This window comes from Streptomyces sp. NBC_00076 (genome assembly GCF_045041235.1).
Taxonomy (GTDB): domain Bacteria; phylum Actinomycetota; class Actinomycetes; order Streptomycetales; family Streptomycetaceae; genus Streptomyces.
In genome coordinates this window covers 1,129,483-1,154,043 of record NZ_CP108242.1, presented here as the reverse complement: position 1 = coordinate 1,154,043, position 24,561 = coordinate 1,129,483, and the positions used below count along the sequence as shown (strand labels likewise).

Sequence of the window (24,561 nt, the reverse complement as noted above, 5' to 3'; positions counted from 1 at the left end):
ACAGTATGGCGCCGCCGCGCCCTCCTCGGGGCCAACGACCCGACACCACCGACGACTTCACGCCGAACGGTGCCGTCCTCGGACCGGAGGCGACCTTCAGTACAGCGCCTTGATTCAGCCGATCACCCGCCGCTCACGCCCCGAGCTGACAGGCGGCGGCGGCCACGGTCTGCTCCAACAGCGTGGCGATCGTCATCGGACCGACGCCGCCCGGCACCGGCGTGATCAACGAGGCCCGCTCCACGGCCGAGTCGAAGTCGACGTCACCGACGTTCCCGGGGTTGTAGCCGGCGTCGATCACGACGGCGCCGGGCTTGAGGTCCCGGCCGTGCACCAGCCGGGGGTGGCCCACCGCGGCGACCACGATGTCCGCCTCGCTGACCACTGCGGACAGGTCCCGGGTGCGGGAGTGGCAGTAGGTCACCGTGGCGTCGCGGGCGAGCAGCAGCATGCCGACCGGCTTGCCCAGGATCGCGCTGCGGCCGACGACCACGGCCCGACGGCCGGACGGGTCGACGTCGTACTCGTCGAGCAGCCGCATGATCCCGCCGGGCGTGCAGGACACGAACCCGGGCAGGCCGAAGCTCATCGTGGCGAAGGAGGCGAAGGTGACACCGTCGACGTCCTTCTCCGGGGCGATCGCCTCGAACGCGGCCCGCTCGTCGATGTGCCCGCCCATCGGATGCTGCAGCAGGATGCCGTGCACACCGGGATCGTCCGAAAGGGCTCGCAGCGTGCCGACGAGTTCCTCGGTGCTGGTGGCAGCGGGCAGCGCCACGTGCCGCGACTCGACACCGGCCGTGCGGCAGCGGTTCTGCTTCATCCGTACGTAGGTGACGGAGGCGGGGTCCTCGCCGACCAGCACGGTCGCCAGACAGGGCGGCTGTCCCGTGCGCCGTGTGAGGTCGGCCGCCCGTTCGGCGGTCTCCTCCACGGTCCGCCGGGCGAGCGCCGTGCCGTCCATGAGCCGGGCCTGAGACATGATCCACTCCTGAGCTGATGCGTGAAATCGCCCAGGCGCACGGCAGTGTTCGCGGGTCGCTCCCCGGTGGTGCTCCACCTCAGCGCCAGTCACGGCCCGCGATCAGCGTAACCTCCGCCGGCTACTCGTCCCAGGCCTGGACCATGGTCTGCTCGACGATCTTCCCGTCCCGCAGCGACAGCATCGACTCGGCGAGGACGCGCACCCCGTCCGGGTACCGGCAGGACTCGCTGAAGGCGACATGGTCGCCCTGGGCCACGCAGTGTTCCATCTTGTGCGTCATCTCGCGGCTGCAGAGCTCGTGGAACATGTCGGCGATCTCGGCACGGCCGTGCAGGACCATCGGATGGCTGGGCTGGGTGTTGCGGTCCACGATCCGAATCTCGGCGTCGTCGGCGTAGAGCGACACCAGAATCTCCTCGCTCGGGCCTTCGACGGCCTGGCGCAATGTCTCGGTGTCGAATCCGGAGCCTGTGGAAGTGGCCATGATGAACCTCCTTCGAGGGCCGCGGCTCGACGAGGAGCGGGCCGCTCGGACCTCTCCCTTAGAGACTCCTCCGCTCCGGCGGGCTCGGCAAGCGCAGTCCGCGCGCAGCGCCTGACGGGTGAGCGCCGCGCGGTGACTGTGCCCGGGACCGGCCCGCCGGCACCGTGCCTCTCGCCGTCCGCGGCACCGGCGTCAGCCCGCGGTCGCCAGGAACTGTGTCGCCGCGAGCTCCGCGTACAGCGGGTCGGCGCCCACCAGTTCACGGTGGGTGCCCACCGCGCGGACCCGGCCCGCGTCCATCACCACGATCCGGTCCGCCATCGTCACCGTGGACAGCCGGTGCGCCACGACCAGGACCGTGGTCGTCCGGGCCACGTCGGCCACCGTGTCCCGCAGCGCCGCCTCGTTCACCGCGTCCAGCTGCGAGGTCGCCTCGTCGAGGAGCAGCAGCCGAGGGCGGCGCAACAGGGCGCGGGCGATGGCGACCCGCTGACGCTCGCCGCCCGACAGCTTGGTGCCGCGGTGCCCCACCAGGGTGTCCAGACCATTGGGCAGCCTGCCCACCAGTCCGTCCAGCCGGGTCGTCCTCACCACCCTCGTGACCATGTCGTCGCCCGCCTCCGGATTGCCCAGCAGCAGGTTGTCCCGCAGCGAGCCCGACAGCACCGGGGCGTCCTGTTCCACATAGCCGATCGCGGAACGGAGTTCGGACAGCTCCCAGTCCGCGAGCTCACGGCCGTCGAGGGTGATCGCGCCGGACTCGGGGTCGTAGAACCGCTCGATGAGCGAGAACACGGTGGTCTTGCCCGCGCCGGACGGGCCGACGAACGCCGTCATGCCCTGCGCCGGCACGTCGAAGGTCACCCCGTGGTGGACGTACGGCAGGTCGTCGGCGTACCGGAAGCGGACGTCGGTGAAGGCGACGGCGGCGGGCCGCGCACCGGGCGCGGGCAACGGCGCGGGCCGCACGGCCGGTTCGGCGGGCAGCCGCAACGCCTCCTGGATCCGGGCCAGCGCCGCGGCACCCGTCTGGTACTGGGTGATCGCGCCGACGACCTGCTGGATGGGCGACATGAGGTAGAACACAAAAAGCAGGAACGCCACCAGAGTGCCCACGTCGATCGCACCGGTCGCCACCCGTGCCCCGCCGGCCGCGAGGACCGTGATGAAGGCGATCTGCATGGCCAGCCCCGCCGTGTTGCCGGCCGCGGCCGACCACTTGGCGGCCCGTACGCTCTGCCGCCACGACTCCTCGGCGGCCCCGTGCAGCGTCTGCTCCTCACGGTGCTCGGCACCGGAGGCCTTCACCGTGCGCAGCGCGCCGAGGATCCGTTCCAGCGAGGCCCCCATCAGGCCGACCGCGTCCTGCGCCTGCCGGCTCGCCCGGTTGATGTGCGGCACGATCACGCCGAGGATCGTGCCCGCGCCCAGGATCACCGCCATCGTGACCCCGAGCAGCACCGGGTCCACCAGGCCCATCATGACCACCGTCGCGACGAGCGTGAGCCCGCCGGTGCCCAGGCCCACGAGCGAGTCGGTGGTGACCTCCCGCAGCAGGGTGGTGTCCGCGGTGATCCGGGCCATGAGGTCACCCGGCTCGGTGCGGTCCACGGCCGATATGCGCAGCCGCAGCAAGTACGAGGACAGGGCGCGCCGCGCACCGAGCACCACCGACTCGGCGGTGCGCCGCAGCACGTACGAACCCATCGCCCCCAGCGCCGCGTTGGCGACCACCAGCCCCGACATGACGACCAACGCGCCGGTGATGGCCCGGTCGTGCGACAGGTCGTCGATCAACTCCCGTGCCACCAGCGGCAGCAGCAGCCCCGTGCCACCCGTGACGAGCGACAGCGCCGCACCCGCCAGCAGCGCCCACCGGTGCGGCCGTACGTATCCGAGAATGAGCCGCCACGCGGGCGGGCCGGTCTCGGTCTCTGCGTTGCTCACGGAGCTCCCTCGGGCCTGCGACGGGCGGAGAGTTCAGGCTACGTCGGCACGGGACATGCGGGACCCGACGCAACCTCGCGGCTCACGTCGGTGCGCCGCTGCCGAAGGCGAACACACGGCCCCGGCCCACGTCCCCACCGACTGTCGGCCCTCGCCGGAACGGACGGCGGCGGCGAGGAGCGGCTCGCCGGGGCGGCGGTGCGGAATTGCCTACGGTGACCTGGGCGGCGCGCCCGGCCGGCGCCCGGTGAACCGACCCCGTTACTGATCAGTTGGCCGTAGGGTCGCAGCAGGGAATGGACACGAGCCGACGAAAGGGGCCGACCTCATGGCGCAGGAAGTACGCGGCGTGATCGCACCGGGCAGGGACGAGCCGGTGCGGGTGGAGACGATCGTCGTACCGGATCCGGGGCCGGGCGAGGCGGTGGTGAAGGTGCAGGCCTGCGGGGTGTGCCACACGGACCTGCACTACAAGCAGGGCGGCATCAGCGACGACTTCCCGTTCCTGCTCGGGCACGAGGCCGCCGGCGTGGTGGAGTCGGTGGGGGAGGGGGTCGAGGAGGTGGCGCCCGGGGACTTCGTGATCCTGAACTGGCGGGCGGTGTGCGGGAAGTGCCGCGCCTGTACACGGGGGCGGCCGTGGTACTGCTTCGACACCCACAACGCCACGCAGAAAATGACGCTGGCCGCCACCGGACAGGAGCTGTCGCCCGCGTTGGGGATCGGCGCGTTCGCGGACAAGACGCTGGTGGCGGCCGGGCAGTGCACCAAGGTCGACGCGTCGGTGGCGCCGCAGGTGGCGGGGCTGCTGGGATGCGGGGTGATGGCCGGGATCGGTGCCGCGATCAACACCGGGCAGGTCGGGCGCGGCGACTCGGTCGCGGTGATCGGCTGTGGCGGGGTGGGTGACGCGGCGATCGCCGGCGCGCGTCTCGCGGGCGCGGCGCGCATCGTCGCGGTCGACATCGACGACCGCAAGCTGGAGACCGCCCGCACGATGGGCGCCACCCACACGGTCAACTCCCGCGACACCGACCCGGTGGCGGCGATCCAGGAGCTGACCGGCGGCTTCGGCGCGGACGTGGTCATCGAGGCGGTCGGCCGCCCGGAGACCTACCGGCAGGCCTTCTACGCCCGCGACCTGGCCGGCACCGTCGTCCTGGTGGGCGTGCCCACCCCGGAGATGAAACTCGAGCTGCCGCTGCTGGACGTGTTCGGCCGGGGAGGTGCGCTGAAGTCGTCCTGGTACGGCGACTGCCTGCCCTCGCGTGACTTCCCGATGCTGATCGACCTGCATCTGCAGGGCCGCCTGGACCTGGGCGCGTTCGTCACCGAGACCATCCAGCTCGACGAGGTGGAGAAGGCGTTCGAGCGGATGCACCACGGAGACGTGCTGCGTTCGGTGGTGATGCTGTGATGGCCGCCCGCGTCGAACGCCTCGTCACCTCAGGCCACTTCACCCTCGACGGCGGCACCTGGGAGGTGGAGAACAACGTGTGGATCGTCGGCGACGACCACGAGGCAGTCGTCATCGACGCCGCCCACGACGCCGACGCCATCAGCGAGGCCGTGGGCGGGCGAAGGCTCACCGCGATCGTGTGCACCCACGGCCACAACGACCACATCACCGCCGCCCCGGCCCTCGCCGACCGCACCGGCGCCACCATCTGGCTGCACCCCGACGACCTGCCGCTGTGGAAGCAGACCCACCCCGACCGCGACCCCGACGCCTGGCTCAGCGACGGCCAGGTCATCGAGGCGGCCGGAGCCGACCTGCGGGTGCTGCACACCCCCGGGCACGCGCCGGGCGCGGTCTGCCTGTACGACCCGGGCCTGGCCACCGTCTTCACCGGTGACACCCTCTTCCAGGGCGGCCCCGGCGCCACCGGCCGCTCCTACTCCCACTTCCCCACGATCATCACCTCGATCCGGGAGCGCCTCCTCACCCTCCCGCCCGACACCAGGGTCCTCACCGGACACGGCGACTCCACCACCATCGGCGCGGAGGCTCCCCACCTCGACGAGTGGATCGCCCGCGGCCACTGACGGACCCCTGAACCCCTGACGGGCAGGCGCCCGCGCGGCCGGGTGACCTGACACGGAAGCCGTGTGACACGCCCCGAAAAGGCGACAGAGGATGTCCGGCTTACCCCCGATGCTCGACACAACAACCGGGCATCTGGGAGGCAGGACATGTCACAGCCACTGAAGGACAAGGTCGCGCTGGTCGCCGGAGCGACCCGGGGCGCCGGGCGCGGGATCGCCGTCGAACTCGGAGCGGCCGGCGCGACCGTCTACGTCACCGGCCGCACCACCCGCGCCCGCCGCTCCGAGTACGACCGCCCCGAGACCGTCGAGGACACCGCGGACCTCGTCACCGCGGCGGGCGGCCACGGCATCGCCGTACCGACCGACCACCTCGACCCCGCGCAGGTCCGCGCTCTCGTCGACCGCATCGGCGACGAGCAGGACCGCCTCGACATCCTCGTCAACGACATCTGGGGCGGAGAGAAGCTCTTCGCCTGGGACACCCCCGTCTGGGAGCACGACCTCGACAACGGCCTCAGGCTCCTGCGACTCGCGGTGGAGACGCACGCGATCACCAGCCACCACGCCCTGCCCCTGCTGCTGCGCAACCCCGGCGGTCTGGTGGTCGAGATGACCGACGGCACAGCCGAGTACAACCGCGACACCTACCGCGTCAGCTTCTTCTACGACCTGGCCAAGGCGTCCGTGCTGCGCATGGCCTTCGCCCTCGGCCACGAGCTCGGCCCGCGCGGCGCCACCGCCGTGGCGCTGACGCCGGGCTGGCTGCGCTCGGAGATGATGCTCGAGAACTTCGGGGTGCGCGAGGACAACTGGCGCGACGCCCTGGACCAATTCCCCCACTTCGCCATCTCCGAGACACCGCGCTACGTGGGCCGCGCGGTCGCCGCCCTCGCCGCCGACCCCGACGTGGCGCGCTGGAACGGGTCGTCCCTCTCCGCCGGCGGCCTCGCCCAGGAGTACGGCTTCACCGACCTCGACGGCAGCCGTCCGGACGCCTATCGGTACATGGTCGAGGTGCAGGACCCGGACAGGCCCGCGGACACCACCGGTTACCGGTGAGAGCTCATCCGCGCACAGGAACGCGGACATGGACGCACGGTACTGCCCGGGTGATCGTTCCGGCACTACGGTCGACCGCATGACGGACACCACGCGTTTCGAGGGATACGGAGTTCTGGTCACGGGCGCCGCCCGCGGTATCGGCGCGGCGACCGTGCGGCGGTTCGCCGAGGAAGGGGCGCGGGTCCTGGTCACCGACGTCGACGCACCCGCGGCGCGGAAGACCGCCGCGGTCCTGCGCGACCTCGGGCTCAAGGCCGACGCGGCGGGCTGCGACGTGGCGGACCGGGCGTCCGTCGAGGCGGCGGTGGCGCACGCGGTCGAGGCCTTCGGCCGGCTGGACGTCCTGGTCAACAACGCCTACAGCTGCGCCCCCGACGCCCCGCTCTTCGAGGAGGAGTCCGACGAGGTGTGGGCACGCGACCTGGACGTCACTCTCACCGGCGCCTACCGCTGCGCCCGCGCCGCCCTCCCGCACCTGGCGGCTTCGGGGCGGGGCGCCGTCGTCAACATCGGCTCCGTCAACGGCCTCCAGGACTACGGCAACCACGCCTACAGCGCCGCCAAGGCGGGCCTCGGCTCGCTGACCCGCACCCTCGCCGGGCATGCCGCGCCGCGCGGGATCCGGGTCAACCTGGTGGCCCCGGGCACCGTGCGGACGACGCCCTGGGAGGGCCGGGAGGACGACCTGGAAGCGGTGCGCGGGCTGTACCCGCTCGGCCGGGTCGGCGAACCGGAGGACATCGCGGCGGCGGTCGCCTTCCTGGCCTCGCCCGACGCGTCCTGGATCACCGGCACCACGCTCACCGTCGACGGAGGTCTCACCGCGGTCAACACGGGCTTCCGCACGGCGGTCAGCCGATCGGGGACCAGCTCCTGAGCCTCGGTGACATCCGAGGATGTCACCGAGGCTTCCGCGCCCGCACGGCGCGGGGGGCGCCGAATGTCACCGTTTCGTCGCAGTGCGAGTCGCCCTACAACCGAAGCCTCTGTGCGAGGGTCTTGCTGGCAGAGGTCGAAGAGGTCGCAGGGTTCGTATGAAGGGGGAAGGCCATGGGGGACATCCGCAGACGGGGTGCCGTCGTACTCGGGATCACCGGACTGGTGGCACCGCTCACGCTGGCGCTGGGCACCGCGCCCGCGCAGGCCGCGAGCTGCACCACGCAGACCGGGCCGTACCAGAAGAAGGTGGAGAAGTTCCTCGGCCGACCGGTCGACGGCAAGCAGTCCGCCGCCGACTGCAAGGCCATCCAGGCCTTCCAGACCAAGCACGGCATCACACCGAACGCCGGGTACGCGGGTTCCGTCACCTGGGGCGTGATGGACCTGATGAACAAGCAGAAGGCCGTCGGCAACAAGCCCAACAAGGACGGCAAGTGCCCGGTCAACAAGGGCCGCATCGCCTGCGTGAACCTGACCCTCCAGCTGAGCTGGATCCAGGACGGCAAGACGCTCGTCTACGGCCCCGTACCGGTGCGCACAGGCCGCGACGGCTACGAGACCCGCACCGGTCTGAAGAAGATCTACTGGCGGGACATCGACCACGTCTCCAGCATCTACAACGTGCCGATGCCCTACAGCCAGTTCTTCGACGGTGGCCAGGCCTTCCACTCGGTCGGCCTCAGCATGTGGAACCCGCCGGGCTCGCACGGCTGCGTCAACATGACCAAGACCACCGCCAAGAAGTACTGGTCGCTCCTGAAGAACGGCGACGACGTCTTCGTGTACGGCCGCAAGCCGGGCACCTGAGCCGCAAGCCGGGCACCTGATCCGGGTACCCGGCCCGCCCGCGCCCCGCTACAGGGGCGCGTCCCCGAAGTCCGGGATCTCCAGCCTGGCCCCGCCCTGCCGCGCCGACTCGTGCGCGAGGATGCCCGGCAGGGTGTAGCGCGCGGCCACCCACGCGTTCACCGACGGCAGCGAGCGCGTGTTGACGGCGGTCACGAAGTCGTCGACCAGGAAGTGGTGGCTGCCCTCGTGACCGTTGTGCAGGTTGTCGAACTCCCGGGGCAGCCGCGACCGGTCGTGCACCGGTGCCGACCCCGAGGTGAAGGCGGCCCGCAGCTCCGGCGCGATGTGCTGGAGGGAGGGATCGTCCGGGGACATGGTGGGCTTGGGCTCAAGGAGCTCGCTGATGTCCTTCACCCCCTTCTTGTCCTGCCACAGCGCGAACGTGGCGAGCTGCTCCATGCTCGCCTCCGTCCCGAAGAACCGGAAACGGGACTCCCTGATGTGTGAGGGGTAGCCCACCCGCCGGAACTCGTTCGTACGGAACGATCCGCCGCCGGCCACCTCGAACAACGCGGTCGCGTTGGAGAAGTCGTTGCCGAACTGGCTGACCTCCTTGTCGAACACCCCGTCCCCGCGGTCGTCGACCACCCCGATCGCGGACACGCTCACCGCGTGCGTCTGCCAGGCGCCCAGCACCCCGCCGATCGCGTGCGTCGGATACAGCAGCGGGGGGTAGCTGGCCGTCGCCTTCCAGTTCTCGCCGCCGCTGTACTGGTACGCCTCGTAGAACCCCAGGTCCATGTCGTGGACGTAGTCGCCCTCGGCGTAGAAGAGCCGCCCGAAGGAGCCCTCGGCGATCTGGTTGCGGGCGTGCACGGTCGCCGGGTTGTACTGGCTGGTCTCACCCATCATGTAGGTCAGCCCGGTCGCCTTGACCGTGTCGATGATCGTCGCGATCTCGTCGGCCGTGATCGCCATCGGTACGGCGGAGTACACGTGCTTGCCGGCGTTCAGGCCCTGCACGACCAGCGGGCCGTGGGTCCAGCGCTGGGTGAAGATCGCGACCGCGTCGACGGCCTCCGACTCCAGCATGGCCTGGTACGACGGGAAGGTGCCCCGCAGGCCTTCGGCGGCGGCGAGCTGCTCGGCCCGCTCGGGGAGCAGGTCGGTGACGTAGACGTCGCTGACGCCGGGGTGGGCCAGGAACAGTTTGGCGAACTGGCCCGAGAACTGCCCGGCGCCGACTATGCCGAGGGAGAACGTCATGTTGGCGTGCCCTTCAAAGGTGGTGTCACTGATCGGTTCACTGGTCGAGGATCAGGTTGATCTGGTCATTCGTCTGGTCGAGGCTGCTCACGGGCTTGCCGTTGCCGTAGATGTCCTCCATCGCGGGCTGCATGAGCGCCGTCATGTCCGCCGAGTAGCTGGCGATCGGGTACGAGAAGGTCCGGGCGTGCTGCTTGTCGGCCACGGGTTCGGTGAACGACGAGACGTCGATGCCCTTCTTCCGGTACGCGGCGACGGCGGCCTCGGTCCCGGCCGCGGTGGCGGGGAAGACGACGCCGTACTTGCCGACGACGGTCTGGCACTTGTCCGAGGCCAGATACGCTACCCACTTCTTGGCGCCGGCCTTGTTCTTGGATGCCTTGGTGACGGAATCGGCGAGGCCGTTCATCATGGTGGCGCGCTTGCCGGTCGGTCCGACCGGCGTCCGCGCGGTCTTGATGTCCCGGCCCTTGAAGCCCGTGTAGGTGGAGATCATCCAGGCCCCGTCGAACGCGGTGGCCGCCTTCCCCGCCGCGATCTGCGTGTTCTGCTGGTTGGACTGGATGTTGTAGTCCGACAGCGGTGGCATGTAGCCCTTCTTCGCCAGGCCGAAGTACCACTTGACGACCGACTGGAAGGTCTTGCTGTCGTACTGGTACTTCGTGCCCCAGCGCGCCTTGTCCAGGTAGTTCCACCCGGCGGAGCCGGTGAAGGGGCTCCACTGGGTCTGGCCGTCGCCGAAGCCGCCGCCGCCCGTGGCCATGCCGTACACCTTGACGTTGTTCTTGTCGAAGCCCGGCTCGTCGCCCCGCTTGCCCTTCTTGTCGATCGTGAGGTGGGCGATGGCCTTCTCGAAGGTGCCACCGTCCGTCGGGTTCCAGGACAGGTCGCCCAGCTGTTCGGCGGTGAGCCCGGCGGCCTCGGCCATCTTCCCGTTGTAGAACAGCGCGACCGTGTCCCAGTCCTTGGGGGCGCCGTAGCGGTGGCCGTCCTTGCCGACCCAGTTGGCGGCGAGGCCCGGCTGGTAGTCGGAGTTCTTGATCCCGAGGTCGTCGAGGGGTTCGAGAACCTTCAGATCGGCGAACTGGCCGAAGTTCTGGATGTGGTCGGTGAACACGTCCGGCTGGGTGCCCGCGATGAACCCGGCGGTGAGCTTGGTCCAGTAGTCGCTCCAGCCCAACTGGGTGATCTTGACGTTCAGTCCGGGGTTCTCCTTCTCGAACCCCTTGGCGCAGGCCTGGTAGGCGGGCAGCTGGTTGGCGTCCCACAGCCAGTACGTGACCGTGTTCGCGGAGGATCCGGCGGCGCCTCCTTGCGCGCATCCGCTGACCAGGGACAGCGCCAGCGCTCCGGTCGCCGCGACGAGCGTACGAATTCGCATCACAGTCCCCTTACTTGATCCCGGTGAAGCCGATGGAGCTGACGATGCGGCGTGCGAAGCAGGCGAACAGCACCAGCATCGGCAGCGCGGCGATCAGCGTCGCCGCCATGAGCCCGGACCAGTCGACGCCGGTCGCCGGGGTCTGCGCCCGGAAGACCGCCAGCGCCACGGTCAGCACGCGCGAGCTGTCGCTGTAGGAGACCATCAGCGGCCAGAAGTAGTCGTTCCAGGAGGTGATGTACGTCAGCACGCCCAGCGTGATGACCGGCGTGGACGCCATGGGCAGCACCACCCGGAAGAAGATCTTGATCTTCCCGGCGCCGTCGAGCAGCGCGGCCTCCTCGACCTCCTGGGGGATGTTCATGAAGAACTGCCGCAGGAAGAACACCGCGAACGGGGTCATGAACATCGTGGGCAGCGCGATACCGAGGAGCGTGTCGATCAGGTGCAGCTGCTTGATGAGCACGAAGTTCGGCAGCAGCGTGAAGATGGCCGGCACCATCATCCCGGCCAGGAACAGCCCGAACACCTTGTCCCGGCCCCGCCAGCGCAGCCGCGAGAAGGCGTACGCGGCCATCGCGGAGAAGAAGATCTGACAGCCGGTGATCAGGGTCGAGACCAGCACCGAGTTGAGCAGGTAGCGCCAGAAGTCGAGCCCGCCACCCGCACCGCCCTGTTTGACGGCCTCCTCGGCCGACTGCATCCCCAGGGCCCGCTCGAAGCCGCTCGTCGTGAGGTCCACCGGCAGGGGGTTGGTCGGGTGGGCGTTCAGGCCCGCGTTGGTGGAGAGCGCGGTGCGCAGGATCCAGTAGAACGGCAGCAGGGTGATGAGGATGATCAGACCCATCACGGTCCAGGCGGCGGCCCGCCCCAAGGGGAACTTGCGCTGCACCGGTCGCAGCGTCGCCGGCGTCGTTGTCGTCACGGTAGCCATGTCGGTTTCTCCCTTCCCGTCAGCCGAGGTCGGACCGGCCGGCCCGGGTGAGCCGGTACTGCAGGATGGTGATCGCGCTCAGCACGACCAGCAGGGCGACGGACATGGCCGAGGCGTAGCCGAACTGGAAGCGCCCGAAGGCGGAGCCGTAGATGTAGTACTGGAGCACGTTGGTCGCGTTCGCCGGACCGCCCGCTGTGGTCACGGCGACGGTGTCGAACACCTGGAACGAACCGATCACGGTCATGATCAGCACGACCGCGAGCACCGGCCGCAGCAGCGGCATGGTGATCCGCCAGAACATCCGCCACTCGCTCGCGCCGTCGACCCTGGCCGCCTCGTACATGTCGTTCGGGATCGCCTGGAGCCCCGCGAACAGGAGCAGCGTGGTGTACCCGACGTGCCGCCAGACGTTGATCAGCGCGATGGTGGGGATCGCCCAGGTCTCGTCGGCCAGGAACGGGATGCGGTCGAAGCCGAGGGCCGTGACGATCTCGTTGCCGATGCCGAGCTGGGTGTCGAGGATCCACAGCCACACGAGGCCCGCGACGACGTTCGACATCAGGTACGGGGTGAGCACGATGCCCCGCAGCAGGGCCGACTGGGTCAGCCGCTGCAGCAGTACCGCGATGGCGAGCGCCGAGACCGTCTGGATCCCGATGTTGATGACCACGTACTCGACGGTGACCGTCATCGAGTCCCAGAAGATCGGGTCGTGCACCATCCGCACGTAGTTGTCGAGACCCACCCACTCCGCCGGCGTGAGCAGGTTGAAGCGGGTGAAGCTGAGATAGATGCCTCGCAGGGTCGGCCAGAGCAGGAAGACCACGAACCCCAGGAACGCGGGGGCTATGAACACGGCGGCCAGGCGTCCGTCGCCCCCGCTGTCACCCGCCCCCGCCCGGGCGGCCCTCGGTTTGGTCGGTGCCCTCTCGGCGTCGCCCCGGGGCAGACGCGATGGAGGGCTGCTTGAGGCGATGGTCATCGGGAGACTCCCTCGTCTGCGGCGGCTCGTCCTCGGCCACTTACTTTTGTGGCGGAAGAATCCATGCGTCAAGGGTTGAGGCGAACATCTTTTCCAGACGTCCGCACGGGCATAGAGTGGTCATGTTGTTTTCGTTGCGAAATAAATTGGCCTGGGGGGAGACTGACCTTCATGACCGCAGGTACCGACAGCTGGCTACCGCTGAGCGCCGGGGAGCGCTCGGTGGCGATCGAGGTGCTCGTCCACGGCCCGCTGTCGCGCACCGAACTCGCGCGACGGCTCGACCTCTCGCCGGGAAGTCTCACCCGGCTGACCAAACCGCTGATCGAGTCGGGCCTCCTGATCGAGGCCCCCGAGGCGGGGTCCCCGGCCGAGGCGCGCCAGGGGCGCCCCTCGCAACCCCTCGCCGTCGTCGCCGAGTCCCGCTCCTTCATCGGCTTCAAGATCACCGAGGACATGGTCTACGGCGTGGTCACCAGCCTCAGGAGCGACATCGTCGCCCGCCACGACCGTCCGCTCGCCAGCCACGACCCCGCCCGGGTCGTCGATCTGCTCGCCGAGATGACCGGCGAACTCGCCCGCGAGCACCCCCGGGTCGCCGGGATCGGCATCGGCGTCGGCGGCCTGGTCCAGGACCGCGCCGTGGTGGGGGAGTCGCCGTTCCTGAACTGGAGCGAGGTCCCGCTGGCCGCCCTCGTCGAGGAGCGCACCGGCCTCCCGGTGGTCGTCGAGAACGACGTCGCCGCCCTCGTCGAGGCCGAGACCTGGTTCGGCGCCGGTCGCGACCTCGACCGCTTCGTGGTCCTCACCATCGGCGCCGGCATCGGCTACGGCCTCGTCCTGAACGGCACCCGCGTGCCCTACGCCGAGGAGGACCGCGGCTTCGGCCGCCACTGGATCGTCAACCCCAACGGCCCGCTCACGCCGGAGGGCGAACGCGGCAGTGCCGTCTCCCTGCTCACCATTCCCAACATCCGCTACCAGGTGCGGGCCGCCACCGGCGGCGACCACACCTACGAGGAGATCCTCGCCCTCGCCGCGGCCGGAGAGGCCATGCCCGTCCGGGTCATCGAGGAGGCGGCACGCGCCCTCGGTGTCCTGGTCGCCCAGATCGCCAACTTCGTCCTGCCGCAGAAGATCCTGCTCGCCGGAGAGGGCGTCGGCCTGATGGACGTGGCCGGCAAGGTGGTGGAGGACACGGTCCGGGCCCACCGGCATCCGCTGGCCGCCCCGCTCGACCTGGAGACCAAGGTGTCCGACTTTCACGACTGGGCCCGGGGCGCGGCGGTGCTGGCAATCCAGGTACTGGTCCTGGGTTCGACGGCGGCCTGAAGTCCGGTGTGGGGGTGGGCGGATGGACGTGATCAGCAACACTGTCTGGAATGCCCGATTGGCTCGTGATTACTCACACTGCCTTCACCTCCGGAACCGTATGCTTCACATCATGTCCACCAGTGTTGAACCCGCTACCGAACGTTCGGCTGACGAGGTCAACGAGGAGATCCGGGCGCTGTGGCTCCGGTCGGGCGGAACGCTGAACGGCGAGCAGCGTGAGGAGTACCGGCGCCTCGTCCTCGAGTGGGCCGCCGCGGCCCCCAGCCGGTGAAGGCGGCCTGAACCCCGCCCCTGACGCCGGCTGAGGCCGACGCCTGAGGTGACCGCCGGGTATGGGCCCCGTACCCGGGACACCCCAGACCGAATGGGCCCTCTCCTCGCCTTGGCCTCGGCCATCACCTACGGCATCGTCGTCCCCCAGCTCTCGGCTTCGCTCGAGCCGGGAGGTGCCCCCACCGCCGGCGGTCTGCTGTCCCGCCGTATCCACTCCGCCGCCCTTCACCGTCCTCGGCCAGCTGGGCGGGCTCGCACTCGCCTGCGGGGCCGCGCTCCTGCTGCCCGCCGACTCCGTCGACTCGGCGGACCTCCTGTGGGGCGCGCTCTCCGGCGTCGGCAGCGCCACCGCCATGCACTTCCTCAACCGCGGCCTGAGTCACGGGGCGATGGGCGTCGTGGTGCCGGTGAGCGCGGTCACCGGCGTCGCGCTGTCCGTGCTGTGCGGGCTGCTGCTCGGGGACCGGCCCGAGACCCTGGCCTGGGTGGGCATCGCCGTCACGGTGCCCGCGCTCTGGCTGGTCTCCGGCGGCGCGGGCCCCCGGGCCGCCGGGAGCGCCGGCGGCGGAGCGACGGACGGCCTGCTGGCCGGCGTAGGCGTCGCCGTGCAGTAGATCGCCCTGGCCCAGGTGGACGCGACCAGCGGACTGTGGCCGGTGGCGGCGGGCCGGCTCGCCGCCGTCCTCGTCCTGCTGCCGGGAGCCGCCCGCCACGTCGAGCGGTTGAGGATGCCAAGGGCGTCGCTGGTCCAGGCGCTTCTGGTCGGGGCCGGGGCGGCCCTCGGACTCGTCCTGTATCTGCTCGCCGCCCAGCGGCAACTGCTGGCCGTCGCCGTGGTCCTGGCCTCCCTGTATCCGGCCCTCCCGGTCGTCCTCGGACTCGCCCTGCTGCACGAGAAGGTCACCCTCCGGCAGACGACCGGCCTGCTGGGAGCCGCCGCGGCCACGGTCCTGCTGACCATCGGATGAGGCCCCTCCCGCCGTGGCGGAGGTCAGTTCCATGTGGCCGAGTAGTACTGCCGATACGCCTTGCGGTCCTGCTCGGAGCGGATGTACCGGGTGGCCGCCAGGGCGACCAGACTGCCCGCGATGACCAGCAGCCCGGGCCCCGCGTTCCTGGGGTCCGTGAGCCGGGCCAGCAGCGGCTCGCCGGTCGCGCCTCCCGCAACCGGAGCCGACGAGCCGGGCGAGGTCGAACCGGCCGCGCCCCGCGCGCCCGAGGCGGTCGGCGCCGGACCGCCCGAGCCGTTCGCGCCGGCGGCCGGTGTCGCCACGAGCAACTTGACGTCGAGATCCGCCAGCGCCTTCGTCACCGGCTCGAAGAACGTCGTGCCGCCGCTCGTGCAGTCGCCGCTGCCGCCCGAGGTCAGCCCGAGCGCGACCCCCTCGGAGAACATCGGGCCGCCGCTGTCCCCGGGTTCGGCGCACACGTTCGTCTCGATCAGGCCGGTGACGGTGCCCTCGGGATAGTTCACCGTCGCGTTCAGCGCCGTCACCTCACCGTCCCGCAGCCCGCTCGTGCTGCCGCTGCGGAACACCCGCTGGCCGACCTCCGGATCGGCGGCGCCCGTGATCTGCACCCCCTTGCCGTCCCCTACGGCCACCACCGCGGCGCCGTCGCCCGCCTTCCCGTCGGCGTACTGCACCAAGGAGAAGTCGTTGCCGGGGAAGCTCTGCGTGACCGTCTTGCCCACCCGCTCGGTGGCCTTGGAGTCCTGGAACCAGATGGAGCCGGCGGGGCCGCAGTGCCCGGCGGTGAGGATGAAGTCGCTCTTCCCGTTGGTCACGTTGAAGCCCGCCGAACAGCGTCCGCCGGTCGACAGGATCGCCTGCGCGCCGTTGAGCCGGGGCGTGAAGGTGCCCTCGGTGCGCTCCATACGGACGAAGGTGCCGATGCCGCCCGCCATCCGTGTCATCCGCGACCAGTCGTCGGCCGACACCGTGCTGTCCCCCCGGACCACGATCTTGTTGGTCTTGTAGTCCATCGCCCAGGCCGTGCCCGCCACCCTTGGTGCCGAACGCAGCGTCGTGGTCGCGGACTTGAGCTCGTTCATGCTGCGCGACACGACCTTCGCCGTGGCGCCCGCCCGTCGGACCTCGGCCGCCGCGTCCTGGTCGGTGACCGCGACCACCGGCCGGCCGTCGTCGCCGATCCAGGTGCCCGCCGTACGGGACGGACCGAGCCGTGAGACGAGACCCGCGCCCATGGACCCGGCCGCCTCTTGCGCGTAGGTCCGCGGGACGGTGGTGGCGGGAGTCTCACTGGCCATGGCCCGCGTGACCATGGTCCCTCCCAGGAGGAGTCCGCCGACGGCCGCCAGCCGTGTCACTCGCCGGACGACCCGTCGTCGTGCGTGCCTCATGCATGGCTCCCGAACCCCGAACTCGCGGTCAACTCCACGGGGCGCTCCTGTCGTTGCGCACCCTCCTTCCATACGCAAGCGGGGCCGGGGGTGTTCACGGCACGGGTGATCTGTCCTCGTCCGCCGGGGCCAGAGTCACCCAACTGCGCTCGTCGCCCCACACGGACGTGGTACCGACGTAGGGCCGCAGCAGGGCGGTGAGCGGGGGATCGCCGCGCCCGTTCAGCTCGTCCGAGGCGATCTTGCGGGCGATGCCGGCGAGGAAGTCGGCGACCTGCACCCGCGGATCCCGGCGTGCCTCCACCAGCCGGAGCCCGGCGAGGTCCACCCCCGCCCGGCGGGTCATCGCCGCGATCCAGGCGATACGTTCCGGCGTCAGCATGTTCTGCCGGTCGTGGACCAGTTGGACGGGCCTCCCGTCCGCGCTCCAGTGGGCGGCCGTGGCGACGATGGCGGGCAGCAGGGGATTGAGGACCGGGACCAGGATGGGGCCGTCCCCCAGGCCCGCCCGGTAGGCGTCGGCGCGCGGCCGGGCCGCCGCGAGCCGGTCGAGGACGTCCGAGATGCCGGTACCGGCGTGCGCGCGCCGCAGGGCGTCCACCTCACGGAAGAAGACCTGGACGGGCGCCCGCGGCTCCCCGTCGTTCCTGACCCGCAGCAACTGGTTGGCCGCCGCGAGGAACTCCCGCCACCGCTCGTCGCCGAACACACCCCGGCCGACGCGGAACAGCGTGACGGCCTCGGCCTGTGCCGTTCCGGGGCCGAGCAGCAGGTCCACCGCACGGTCCACGACGAAGAACCTCTTCTCCGTGAGGTGCACATGCGCGTGCCCGTGGATCGGCCCGGCCGGCGCGAGCAGCCACTCCAGCACCGCCCGGTGCTTCTCCCGCAGCAGATGATTCGCCTTGTACTCCTCCGCCGGGGAGCGGATCCGGTTCCGGATCTCCTGCACGGCCGCCGCGGCCTGCTCCACGGTCAGCCGCACACTCGCGTGCGCGAACACGTCGGTGTTCCCGCCGGTGAGGTTCTCCCCGTCGGAGCCCGACTCGTCGCAGGCGACCTCCAGGAGATCACTCGCCGGCATCGACGCCGCTCCCCGTGCCCCGCTCTCATCACTCCAGGTCACACCGAAGCCCCCTATCTTGTGCCCATGACCAGGATCCCGCACGAGACGTCCGGTGAACCGAATCCGCTGCGCGTCCTCACCCTCGACCGACTCCGACGACGTACCAGCATGAAGTGGCGCACCTACTCCGAGGACGTTCTGCCGCTGTGGGTGGCCGAGATGGACGTACCGCTCGCCGAACCCGTGGTCCGCGCGGTCACCGACGCGCTCGCGCTCGGTGACACCGGCTACCCCGCCGGGACCGCGTACGCCGAGGCGCTCGCCGCGTTCGCCGACCGGCGGTGGGGCTGGGACGGGCTCGCGGTGGAGCGCACGGCGATCGTGCCCGACGTGATGCTCGGCGTCGTGGAGATGATCCGACTGGTCACCGGGCCCGGCGATCCGGTGGTCGTGAACCCGCCCGTGTATCCGCCGTTCTTCCAGTTCGTCGAGCACATGGACCGGCGGGTGACCGAGGCCCCACTGGGCGCGGACGGCCGCATCGACCTCGACACCCTGGAGGACACCTTCCAGTGGGCGGTGGCCGGCGGACGGTCGGCCGCCTACCTGCTGTGCAGCCCGCACAACCCGACGGGCACCGTGCACACCGCGGACGAGCTCACCGCCGTCGCCGCCCTGGCCGACCGGTACGGCGTACGGGTCGTCGCCGACGAGATCCACGCGCCGGTCCTCGCCGCCGACGTCGGCTTCGTGCCGTACCTCAGCGTGCCGGGCGGGGAGAACGGGCTGTCACTGATGTCGGCGTCCAAGGGGTGGAACCTCGCGGGACTGAAGGCCGCGCTCGCCGTCGCCGGACCCGCGGCCGCCGCCGACCTCGCCCGTATGCCCGAAGAGGTCGGGCACGGCCCGAGCCATGTCGGTGTCCTCGCCCACACCGCCGCCCTGAGCGACGGCACTCCCTGGCTGGACGCCCTGCTCGCCGGCCTCGACGACAACCGGCGCCTGCTCGCCGACCTGCTCACCGCCCGGCTCCCGGAGATCACCTGTCGTCCCGGTGAGGCCACGTTTCTCGCCTGGCTCGACTGCCGTGCCCTCGGTCTCGGCGACGATCCGGCGGAGACCTTCCTGCGCCGCGGTCGGGTGGCCCTCAGTTCCGGGCTTCCGTTCGGCACCGGCGGCGCGGGGCACGTACGTCTGAACCTGGCGACGTCGCCGGAGATCATCGAGGAGGCGGTACGCCGGATGGCGGCGGCGCTCGACCGAACGTGACCGGCGCCGCCGCGGTGTCCCCGCCCTCCCTCGACGGTCGGCGGCTGCCTACACTGCGGCCATGGACGACACGGCGCTCGAACGCCTGGGGGCGGGCAAGTACCTGCTGATCACCAGCTACCGGAGGAACGGCACCCCGGTCGCCACCCCGGTGTGGGTGGTGCGCGACGGCGACACACTCGGTGTGTGGACGGCGGCCGACTCCTGGAAGGTGAAGCGGATCCGAGCGCGGGGCGACGTTCTCGTCGGCCCCTGCGACGTGCGAGGGAAGCCGACCGGCGACCAGATGACGGCCACCGCCGAGATCGCCGACGCGGCGACCACCGTCCGCTACCGCAAGCTCCTCGCCCGCAAGTACGGGATCCTCGGCCGCCTCAGCCTGTTCGGCAGCAAGCTGCGCCGAGGCCTGGAGGGGACGGTCGGCATCCGGGTGACTCCGCGGTCGTGACACGTGGGGCGGGCCGTACGGCCCGCCCCACGCGGTCGTCGGACTACGGCGCGTCCAGCACCGTGCCGGTCAGCTCCGGCCCACCCGCCGGCGGCTGCCCCGCCTCGTCGCCGAGCGGGAAGCGCACGGACTCGGCCGGTTCGCCCACCGTGTCCTTCACGGTGGGCATGGTCACCTCGGTGCTGGTCTCACCGGCCGGCACGGCAGCCTGCAGATAGAGGCCGTCCGCCTGGGACAGCGGGCGTTCCGGGTCCGGGTCGATACCGAAGGTGTCCGCCAGCCACTGCGGGTCGACGTCCTTGGTGGACAGCTCCGAGCCCTCGGTGACCGGGGCCGCCACGAAGAAGGGCCATATCTCCACGTCCGCGGCCTCGGACAGTGACAGTCGCCACCTCAGCGGCTGCCCCTCGGTCACCCGGTCCGCGAGCGGCGTCACGCTCACCGTCGGCATCGGGTCGTCGTTCTGAACGGTGACCCCGCCGTGGGGTGAGCCGACGACCGTGTTGCGGACCGCCTTCACCGCGATGTCGTACTGCTGCTCGTACGCGTAGCGGGTGTTGCCCTCCACCCGCACCGGTACGTCGATGTCCCGGCCGCCGGGCCGCACGGTCACCAGCCGGCCCTCGGCCGCGCCGGTGTCCGCGTTGATGACGTACACGCGCACCTGACCGCTGCCCTGCCCGGCCACGCGCACCGGAACGCGGTAGGTACGAACGCCGGAGTCGCCCTCCCGCACCGTCGTGCGGCCGATGTCGACGCGCGGCAGCGCGGCCTCCCGGACCGCGGGCGTGCCCGGCCGCCAGCCCCACGCGTCCATCAGCCAGGCCCGCCCCGACCCTGAACGGGGCGTCAGGTCAAGGGACTTGACGTGCTTGAGGTCGAGACCGGCCCGGGTGGCGGCCGTGAGGGGGACGCGCACCTCGCGGGCCCAGTAGGAGGCCGTACGGTCGCTGCCCGGGAGCCCGTCGACCCGGACCCGCCCGAGGGCGGCCCGACGGCCGGAGGAGTCGGCGAGGGACACGTCGAGCTGTGTCCCGGTGGTGTTCGGCGGCACGATCACCCGCAACGCCAGGTCCTTGGCGCCGGTGAGCGACAGCGGCGCGGCGGGACGCACCCGCGTCACCGATCCCGGCGACGACCATTGAAGCGCCACTGCACGGCGTGCGGTCTCACGGTCCGGGTCCCACCTCGCGAAGTGCGGGGATACTGCGGCACTCTCGGGCCCCAGGCAGGCGACCGCCGGATCGGGGTCCACCGCCGAGCAGAGCCGGCCGCCGGTCACCGTGACCTGGCCGTCGGGCAGGAACCCTGCGCCGCGCCGGGCTCCGACGGCGTGGGTCAGGACGCGGGCGGGATCGGCCGAGGGGGCGCGGCGGCCCGAGCCGTCGAGCAGCGGGCGCACCTTGTCGTCGCCGGCGACGAACAGCCGGGCCGCGGCGGCGATGTAGGTGGCACCGGCCTTGTGCTGCTGGTCGGCGGTCAGCCGGGTTCGGGCGCCCGCCGAGCACACCGGGTCCCGGGGCTGGTCCTCGTCGTCCCAGAAGTCGTCCCAGGAGGGTGCCACGGACCGGCCAGGGGTCCACTCGCTGTTGAAGTAGTTGTGGTTGGCGCCGATCATGTACACGGCGCTGTGCAGGGCGTCGCCCCGGCTCACCCCGCGGGTTCCGTCGACGTACACCTCGCCCTGGAGGTCGGAGACGTCGCCGTCGCAGCCGGGCAGGATCGTCATCGACGGCACGTCCGCGACCGGGTTCTGGCCGAAGATCGTCGGCCCGATCAGCACGGTTCCGCGCACGTGCCAGCGCACCCGCCCGCGGTAGCCGTCCTGGTCGGCGGGCGGCGGGTAGAGGCTGTCCATGGCGGCCCGGTTCACGCCCTCGCCACCGCGCGAGTGCCCGACGAGCAGTACGCGGGACAGGTCGGCCTTCGGCGCGGCGCGTACTACGGCCGGTGCCGTGGCCGGGTGGGCGGTCCAGTCGGCCCAGCGGCCCAAGTGCTGCCGCACCAGCGAGGAGCGGGCCTGGGCGCCGGCGTCCTCGAGGTTCCCGTCCTGGCCGTTGATGCCGTTGGCCGAGATCGACACGGTGACGTAGCCCTGGGAGGCCAGCAGCTTCTGGTCGCGCAGATAGCCCTTGTGGCTGGGGATCTCCTTCGTACCGGCCGAGCAGGGCCAGTCGATGTTCACGTCGTCCTCGGTGCCCCCCGGCTTGTAGCAGGTGGGGTGGCGGCCGTGCAGGAAGAGCGCGAGCGGGCGGCTGCCGGTGGCCCCCTTGGGAGTGACCACCTCGGCGCGCATCTCGACCGGTGCGGGAAGGCCGGGCAGCCGCACGGCGTCGAGCTTGTACTCCCCGCTGACCGTGCGGTACGAGCCCGGCTTCCCGGGGTCGACGGCGCCCGCCGGGAGCGGAGCCGGCGGCTGTGCGGCGGCCTCGGAGTCCCGCTCGCGGAGCTTGCCCTTCGGGTCTTCGGACGCGTCCAACCGGCGTCCGCCGGACAGGACGTGAAGGTCTGCCAGTTCGGACGGCCCGGCCTCGTCGAGAGTCAGGCGGAAGGTCCGCCCGTCCTTCCCCGCCGTCGGCAGCCCGAGCAGCCGGTCACCGGCACGGAACTCGACGCGCGCGTCTCCCATGGGCACGGGCCTCGACGCACGCCAGACCAGCTCACGCGCGGTGCCCTCCCCGCTGATCCGCCAACCAGGCGGCAGCCCGCTGTCCATGGTCGCGGCACTCGACAACCCTGCTCCGGGCGGCTGCTGAGCCTGTGCCAGTCCGGGTGACCCCGCCAGGGCCGCCAGTACCGCCACGGCGGTCACACATATTCGCCGGGCACGGATCAATGTCCCCTCCTCACAACTCACCACTCGCAACACGAAAACTCGCGCCTCGCAATGCGCCTCGAAACGCACAACTCACAGTCGTGGGCGCTTCGTTCGCCACGGAGGCCCCTCGTGTCACAGAGGACGGCAAGGGGTGGCTGTGGGTTGTCTGTGGAGCCGAAGTTGTTGGTGGCCGACGACGCGACCGACTCACCCCGGGCGTCGAGGACTACTCGGACGCACCCCGGGGGAAGCGCTTTCCATGAGCCGAAGCACTCCTCACCGCGCCGCCGTCGTCGGCACCGGCCACCGCGCCCAGATGTTCACCCGGGCCCTCGCCGAACGCCCCGGCCACAGCGTCGCCGCCCTGTGCGATCCCAGTCCCACCCGGATGGCCTTCCACAACGGGCTGTTGGCCGCGGCGGGCGAACCCGCCGCCACGCCGTGGGAGCCCGACCGCTTCAGCGACATGCTGGCCGCCGAGGACATCGACGAGGTCGTCGTCACCACCGTCGATGCCGAGCACGACCGCTTCATCGTCCCGGCCCTGAACGCCGGCTGCCGGGTGGTCACCGAGAAACCGATGACCGTCGACGCCGCCCGCTGTGCCCGCATCCTCGACACGGTCCGGGACACCGAAAACTCCCTGACCGTCGCCTTCAACTACCGCTTCAACCCCGTCCACGAGAAGGTCCGCGCGCTGCTCGCCGAGGGCGCGATCGGCGAGGTCCTGTCCGTGCACTTCGAGTGGCTCCTCGACGTACGGCACGGAGCCGACTACTTCCGCCGCTGGCACCGGGACAAGGACCGCAGCGGCGGCCTCATGGTGCACAAGTCGGGCCACCACTTCGACCTGGTCAACTGGTGGCTCGCCGACGAGCCGCAGGAGGTCTTCGGCTACGGGCGACTCGGCTTCTACGGCCCCGAGGCGGGCCGACGGCACGGACTGCGCCGTGACTACGACCGCGCCCATGGCGCCGCGCCGGCCGCCGACGACCCCTTCGCGCTGGACCTCACGGCGGACGACACCCTGCGCGCCCTCTACCTCGACGCCGAACCCGACGACGGATACGTCCGTGACCGCAACGTCTTCGACGGCCCCGTGACCATCGAGGACGACATGGCAGTCCTCGTCCGCTACGCCCGGGGCGCGACGATGACGTACCACCTCACCGCCTACTCCCCGTGGGAGGGCTACCGGGTGATGTTCAACGGCAGTGCGGGTCGGCTGGAGCTGGAGGTGGAGGAGAGCCGCTGGCAGCCGCCCCTGAGCCGGATCACCTCGGGCAGCGGTGCCGTGCACGGCGACACGGCCGCCGAAAACGCGGGCGGGGCCCGTCTCACCCTTCGTCCGCTGTGGCGGCCACCGGTCGACGTCCCGCTCGTCACCGCGCACGAGGCCCATGGGGGCGGCGACCCCCGCATGCTGGACGCCCTCTTCGGGCCGGTGGGCCCGGGGCAGCCGGCGGACGCCGGGGCCAGGACCCACCCGACGGCCACCGAACGGGACGGTGCGCTGGCGCTGGCCGTCGGGCTCGCGGCCAACCAGTGCTTCGAGTCGGGGCTGCCGGTGCGGGTGCGTGACCTGGTGCCGGGGGTGTGGCGGGAGTGAGGCGAGTGCTCCGTGCGGGGTCTGCGCGAGGGACGTTCCCGGGCCGGGAAGGCGGCTGAGCGGCCCGTCAGATCCAGGCGCGGTAGGGCTCGTCGAGCATCTGGAAGACCGGCTCGCCCCGCACCGGGTCCTTCGCGGTGGACAGTCGCACCCGGTCACCGCTGTGGATGCCGATGAGCGGGCCCATGACCCGGCCGCGGACGACGAAGCCCTCGGCCATCTCGATCAGCGACACGTTGCGTGCGGCGGGGGTGTTGCGGTGCACCACCGTGGCGTGGCGGACCGTCCCCGTGCCCTCGCTGCGTTCCGTCCGCAGATCGCTGCCCTGGCAGACCGGACACAGCAGCCGGTGGTACATGGCGGTGGCGCACCAGGTGCAGCGTTGGAAGAGGATGGCCTCACTGTCGGAGCTCCGGGGGGCGGTCCTGGGATCCAGGAGGCCCGCCGAGGAACCGGCTGTCTGACGAGCAACGCTTCCTGAAGGGTGGTACACGCTGGTCAACTCCCTGCGCTCGGCCGGAATCCCGCGTGCGCGGATCACCGTGCACGCACGTGCCCGG

At 71.2% G+C, this 24,561-nt stretch carries 23 protein-coding genes and 1 riboswitch; of the genes, 12 read left to right on the top strand and 11 right to left on the bottom strand.

Features of this window, described 5'->3' with window-relative positions; genetic code table 11:
• Positions 1-133 precede the first annotated feature (133 nt).
• The 3 genes from OHA64_RS05340 to OHA64_RS05330 form a co-directional block, all read right to left on the bottom strand.
• Complete coding sequence (locus OHA64_RS05340) at positions 134-982, bottom strand: bifunctional 5,10-methylenetetrahydrofolate dehydrogenase/5,10-methenyltetrahydrofolate cyclohydrolase (protein ID WP_405608603.1); 849 nt, start codon at positions 980-982, stop codon at positions 134-136.
• A 22-nt stretch (positions 983-1,004) separates the two neighbouring features.
• Positions 1,005-1,085: riboswitch (ZMP/ZTP riboswitch) on the bottom strand.
• A gap of 18 nt (positions 1,086-1,103) precedes the next feature.
• On the bottom strand, positions 1,104-1,469 hold the full coding sequence (locus tag OHA64_RS05335; protein WP_405608600.1) for a nuclear transport factor 2 family protein: 366 nt from the start codon (positions 1,467-1,469) through the stop codon (positions 1,104-1,106).
• Between the two features lie 192 nt (positions 1,470-1,661).
• Positions 1,662-3,416: an ABC transporter ATP-binding protein gene (locus tag OHA64_RS05330; protein WP_405608597.1), complete on the bottom strand. Its 1,755-nt coding sequence runs from the start codon at positions 3,414-3,416 to the stop codon at positions 1,662-1,664.
• Between the two features lie 328 nt (positions 3,417-3,744).
• Between OHA64_RS05330 and OHA64_RS05325 the strand changes: the two genes are divergently transcribed.
• The 5 genes from OHA64_RS05325 (at position 3,745) to OHA64_RS05305 (ending at position 8,273) form a co-directional block, all read left to right on the top strand.
• On the top strand, positions 3,745-4,833 hold the full coding sequence (locus tag OHA64_RS05325) for an S-(hydroxymethyl)mycothiol dehydrogenase (RefSeq protein WP_405608594.1): 1,089 nt from the start codon (positions 3,745-3,747) through the stop codon (positions 4,831-4,833).
• Entirely contained in the window at positions 4,833-5,462 is a 630-nt protein-coding gene (locus OHA64_RS05320; protein WP_405608591.1) for an MBL fold metallo-hydrolase, read from the top strand. Before OHA64_RS05325 ends, OHA64_RS05320 begins: the two co-directional genes overlap by 1 nt.
• Positions 5,463-5,609: 147 nt before the next feature.
• Positions 5,610-6,524, top strand: coding sequence for an SDR family oxidoreductase (locus OHA64_RS05315; RefSeq protein WP_405608588.1), 915 nt, complete (start codon positions 5,610-5,612; stop codon positions 6,522-6,524).
• Between the two features lie 79 nt (positions 6,525-6,603).
• Positions 6,604-7,404, top strand: a complete 801-nt coding sequence (locus OHA64_RS05310; protein ID WP_405608585.1) for an SDR family NAD(P)-dependent oxidoreductase — start codon at positions 6,604-6,606, stop codon at positions 7,402-7,404.
• Between the two features lie 173 nt (positions 7,405-7,577).
• Positions 7,578-8,273, top strand: a complete 696-nt coding sequence (locus tag OHA64_RS05305; protein ID WP_405608582.1) for a L,D-transpeptidase family protein — start codon at positions 7,578-7,580, stop codon at positions 8,271-8,273.
• A gap of 48 nt (positions 8,274-8,321) precedes the next feature.
• On the opposite strand, the gene OHA64_RS05300 is transcribed toward OHA64_RS05305, so the two are convergent.
• Genes OHA64_RS05300 through OHA64_RS05285 form a run of 4 tightly spaced genes read right to left on the bottom strand, consistent with a single transcriptional unit; the run spans position 8,322 to position 12,821 of the window.
• The gene (locus OHA64_RS05300) at positions 8,322-9,521 is read right to left on the bottom strand and encodes a Gfo/Idh/MocA family protein (RefSeq protein ID WP_405608579.1); all 1,200 of its coding nucleotides are present in this window, start codon (positions 9,519-9,521) and stop codon (positions 8,322-8,324) included.
• Between the two features lie 37 nt (positions 9,522-9,558).
• Positions 9,559-10,902 carry an ABC transporter substrate-binding protein gene (locus OHA64_RS05295; protein ID WP_405608576.1) on the bottom strand — a complete coding sequence of 448 codons (1,344 nt, stop codon included), beginning with the start codon at positions 10,900-10,902 and terminating at the stop codon, positions 9,559-9,561.
• Between the two features lie 10 nt (positions 10,903-10,912).
• On the bottom strand, positions 10,913-11,836 hold the full coding sequence (locus OHA64_RS05290) for a carbohydrate ABC transporter permease (RefSeq protein WP_405608573.1): 924 nt from the start codon (positions 11,834-11,836) through the stop codon (positions 10,913-10,915).
• A 19-nt stretch (positions 11,837-11,855) separates the two neighbouring features.
• Complete coding sequence (locus OHA64_RS05285; RefSeq protein ID WP_405608570.1) at positions 11,856-12,821, bottom strand: carbohydrate ABC transporter permease; 966 nt, start codon at positions 12,819-12,821, stop codon at positions 11,856-11,858.
• A 171-nt stretch (positions 12,822-12,992) separates the two neighbouring features.
• Here OHA64_RS05285 and OHA64_RS05280 point away from each other — a divergent pair, with 171 nt between their 5' ends.
• The 4 genes from OHA64_RS05280 to OHA64_RS05265 all read left to right on the top strand — a co-directional run bounded on the left by OHA64_RS05280 (position 12,993) and on the right by OHA64_RS05265 (position 15,397).
• Positions 12,993-14,153: an ROK family protein gene (locus OHA64_RS05280; protein ID WP_405608567.1), complete on the top strand. Its 1,161-nt coding sequence runs from the start codon at positions 12,993-12,995 to the stop codon at positions 14,151-14,153.
• A 112-nt stretch (positions 14,154-14,265) separates the two neighbouring features.
• Entirely contained in the window at positions 14,266-14,427 is a 162-nt protein-coding gene (locus tag OHA64_RS05275) for a hypothetical protein (protein ID WP_356772064.1), read from the top strand.
• A 175-nt stretch (positions 14,428-14,602) separates the two neighbouring features.
• Positions 14,603-15,043, top strand: coding sequence for a hypothetical protein (locus OHA64_RS05270; protein WP_405608564.1), 441 nt, complete (start codon positions 14,603-14,605; stop codon positions 15,041-15,043).
• A gap of 15 nt (positions 15,044-15,058) precedes the next feature.
• The gene (locus OHA64_RS05265) at positions 15,059-15,397 is read left to right on the top strand and encodes an EamA family transporter (RefSeq protein ID WP_405608561.1); all 339 of its coding nucleotides are present in this window, start codon (positions 15,059-15,061) and stop codon (positions 15,395-15,397) included.
• Positions 15,398-15,420: 23 nt separating this feature from the next.
• Here OHA64_RS05265 and OHA64_RS05260 read toward each other — a convergent pair whose 3' ends face one another.
• Together OHA64_RS05260 and OHA64_RS05255 are read right to left on the bottom strand one after the other, a co-directional pair.
• Positions 15,421-16,791 (bottom strand): S1 family peptidase, encoded by a 1,371-nt coding sequence (locus OHA64_RS05260; RefSeq protein WP_405608558.1) that lies wholly within the window; start codon positions 16,789-16,791, stop codon positions 15,421-15,423.
• Between the two features lie 94 nt (positions 16,792-16,885).
• Complete coding sequence (locus OHA64_RS05255; RefSeq protein ID WP_405608555.1) at positions 16,886-17,875, bottom strand: hypothetical protein; 990 nt, start codon at positions 17,873-17,875, stop codon at positions 16,886-16,888.
• Positions 17,876-17,941: 66 nt separating this feature from the next.
• On the opposite strand from OHA64_RS05255, the gene OHA64_RS05250 reads away from it, so the two are divergent.
• Entirely contained in the window at positions 17,942-19,126 is a 1,185-nt protein-coding gene (locus tag OHA64_RS05250) for a MalY/PatB family protein (protein WP_405608552.1), read from the top strand.
• Between the two features lie 61 nt (positions 19,127-19,187).
• On the top strand, positions 19,188-19,574 hold the full coding sequence (locus tag OHA64_RS05245; protein WP_405608549.1) for a PPOX class F420-dependent oxidoreductase: 387 nt from the start codon (positions 19,188-19,190) through the stop codon (positions 19,572-19,574).
• Positions 19,575-19,617: 43 nt separating this feature from the next.
• On the opposite strand, the gene OHA64_RS05240 is transcribed toward OHA64_RS05245, so the two are convergent.
• Positions 19,618-22,410 (bottom strand): alpha/beta hydrolase family protein, encoded by a 2,793-nt coding sequence (locus OHA64_RS05240; RefSeq protein WP_405608546.1) that lies wholly within the window; start codon positions 22,408-22,410, stop codon positions 19,618-19,620.
• Between the two features lie 241 nt (positions 22,411-22,651).
• Between OHA64_RS05240 and OHA64_RS05235 the strand changes: the two genes are divergently transcribed.
• Positions 22,652-24,001, top strand: a complete 1,350-nt coding sequence (locus tag OHA64_RS05235) for a Gfo/Idh/MocA family protein (protein WP_405608543.1) — start codon at positions 22,652-22,654, stop codon at positions 23,999-24,001.
• Between the two features lie 67 nt (positions 24,002-24,068).
• Here the strand turns inward: OHA64_RS05235 and OHA64_RS05230 are convergent, their stop codons facing one another.
• Positions 24,069-24,494 carry a Zn-ribbon domain-containing OB-fold protein gene (locus OHA64_RS05230; protein WP_405623872.1) on the bottom strand — a complete coding sequence of 142 codons (426 nt, stop codon included), beginning with the start codon at positions 24,492-24,494 and terminating at the stop codon, positions 24,069-24,071.
• Between the last annotated feature and the right edge of the window lie 67 nt (positions 24,495-24,561).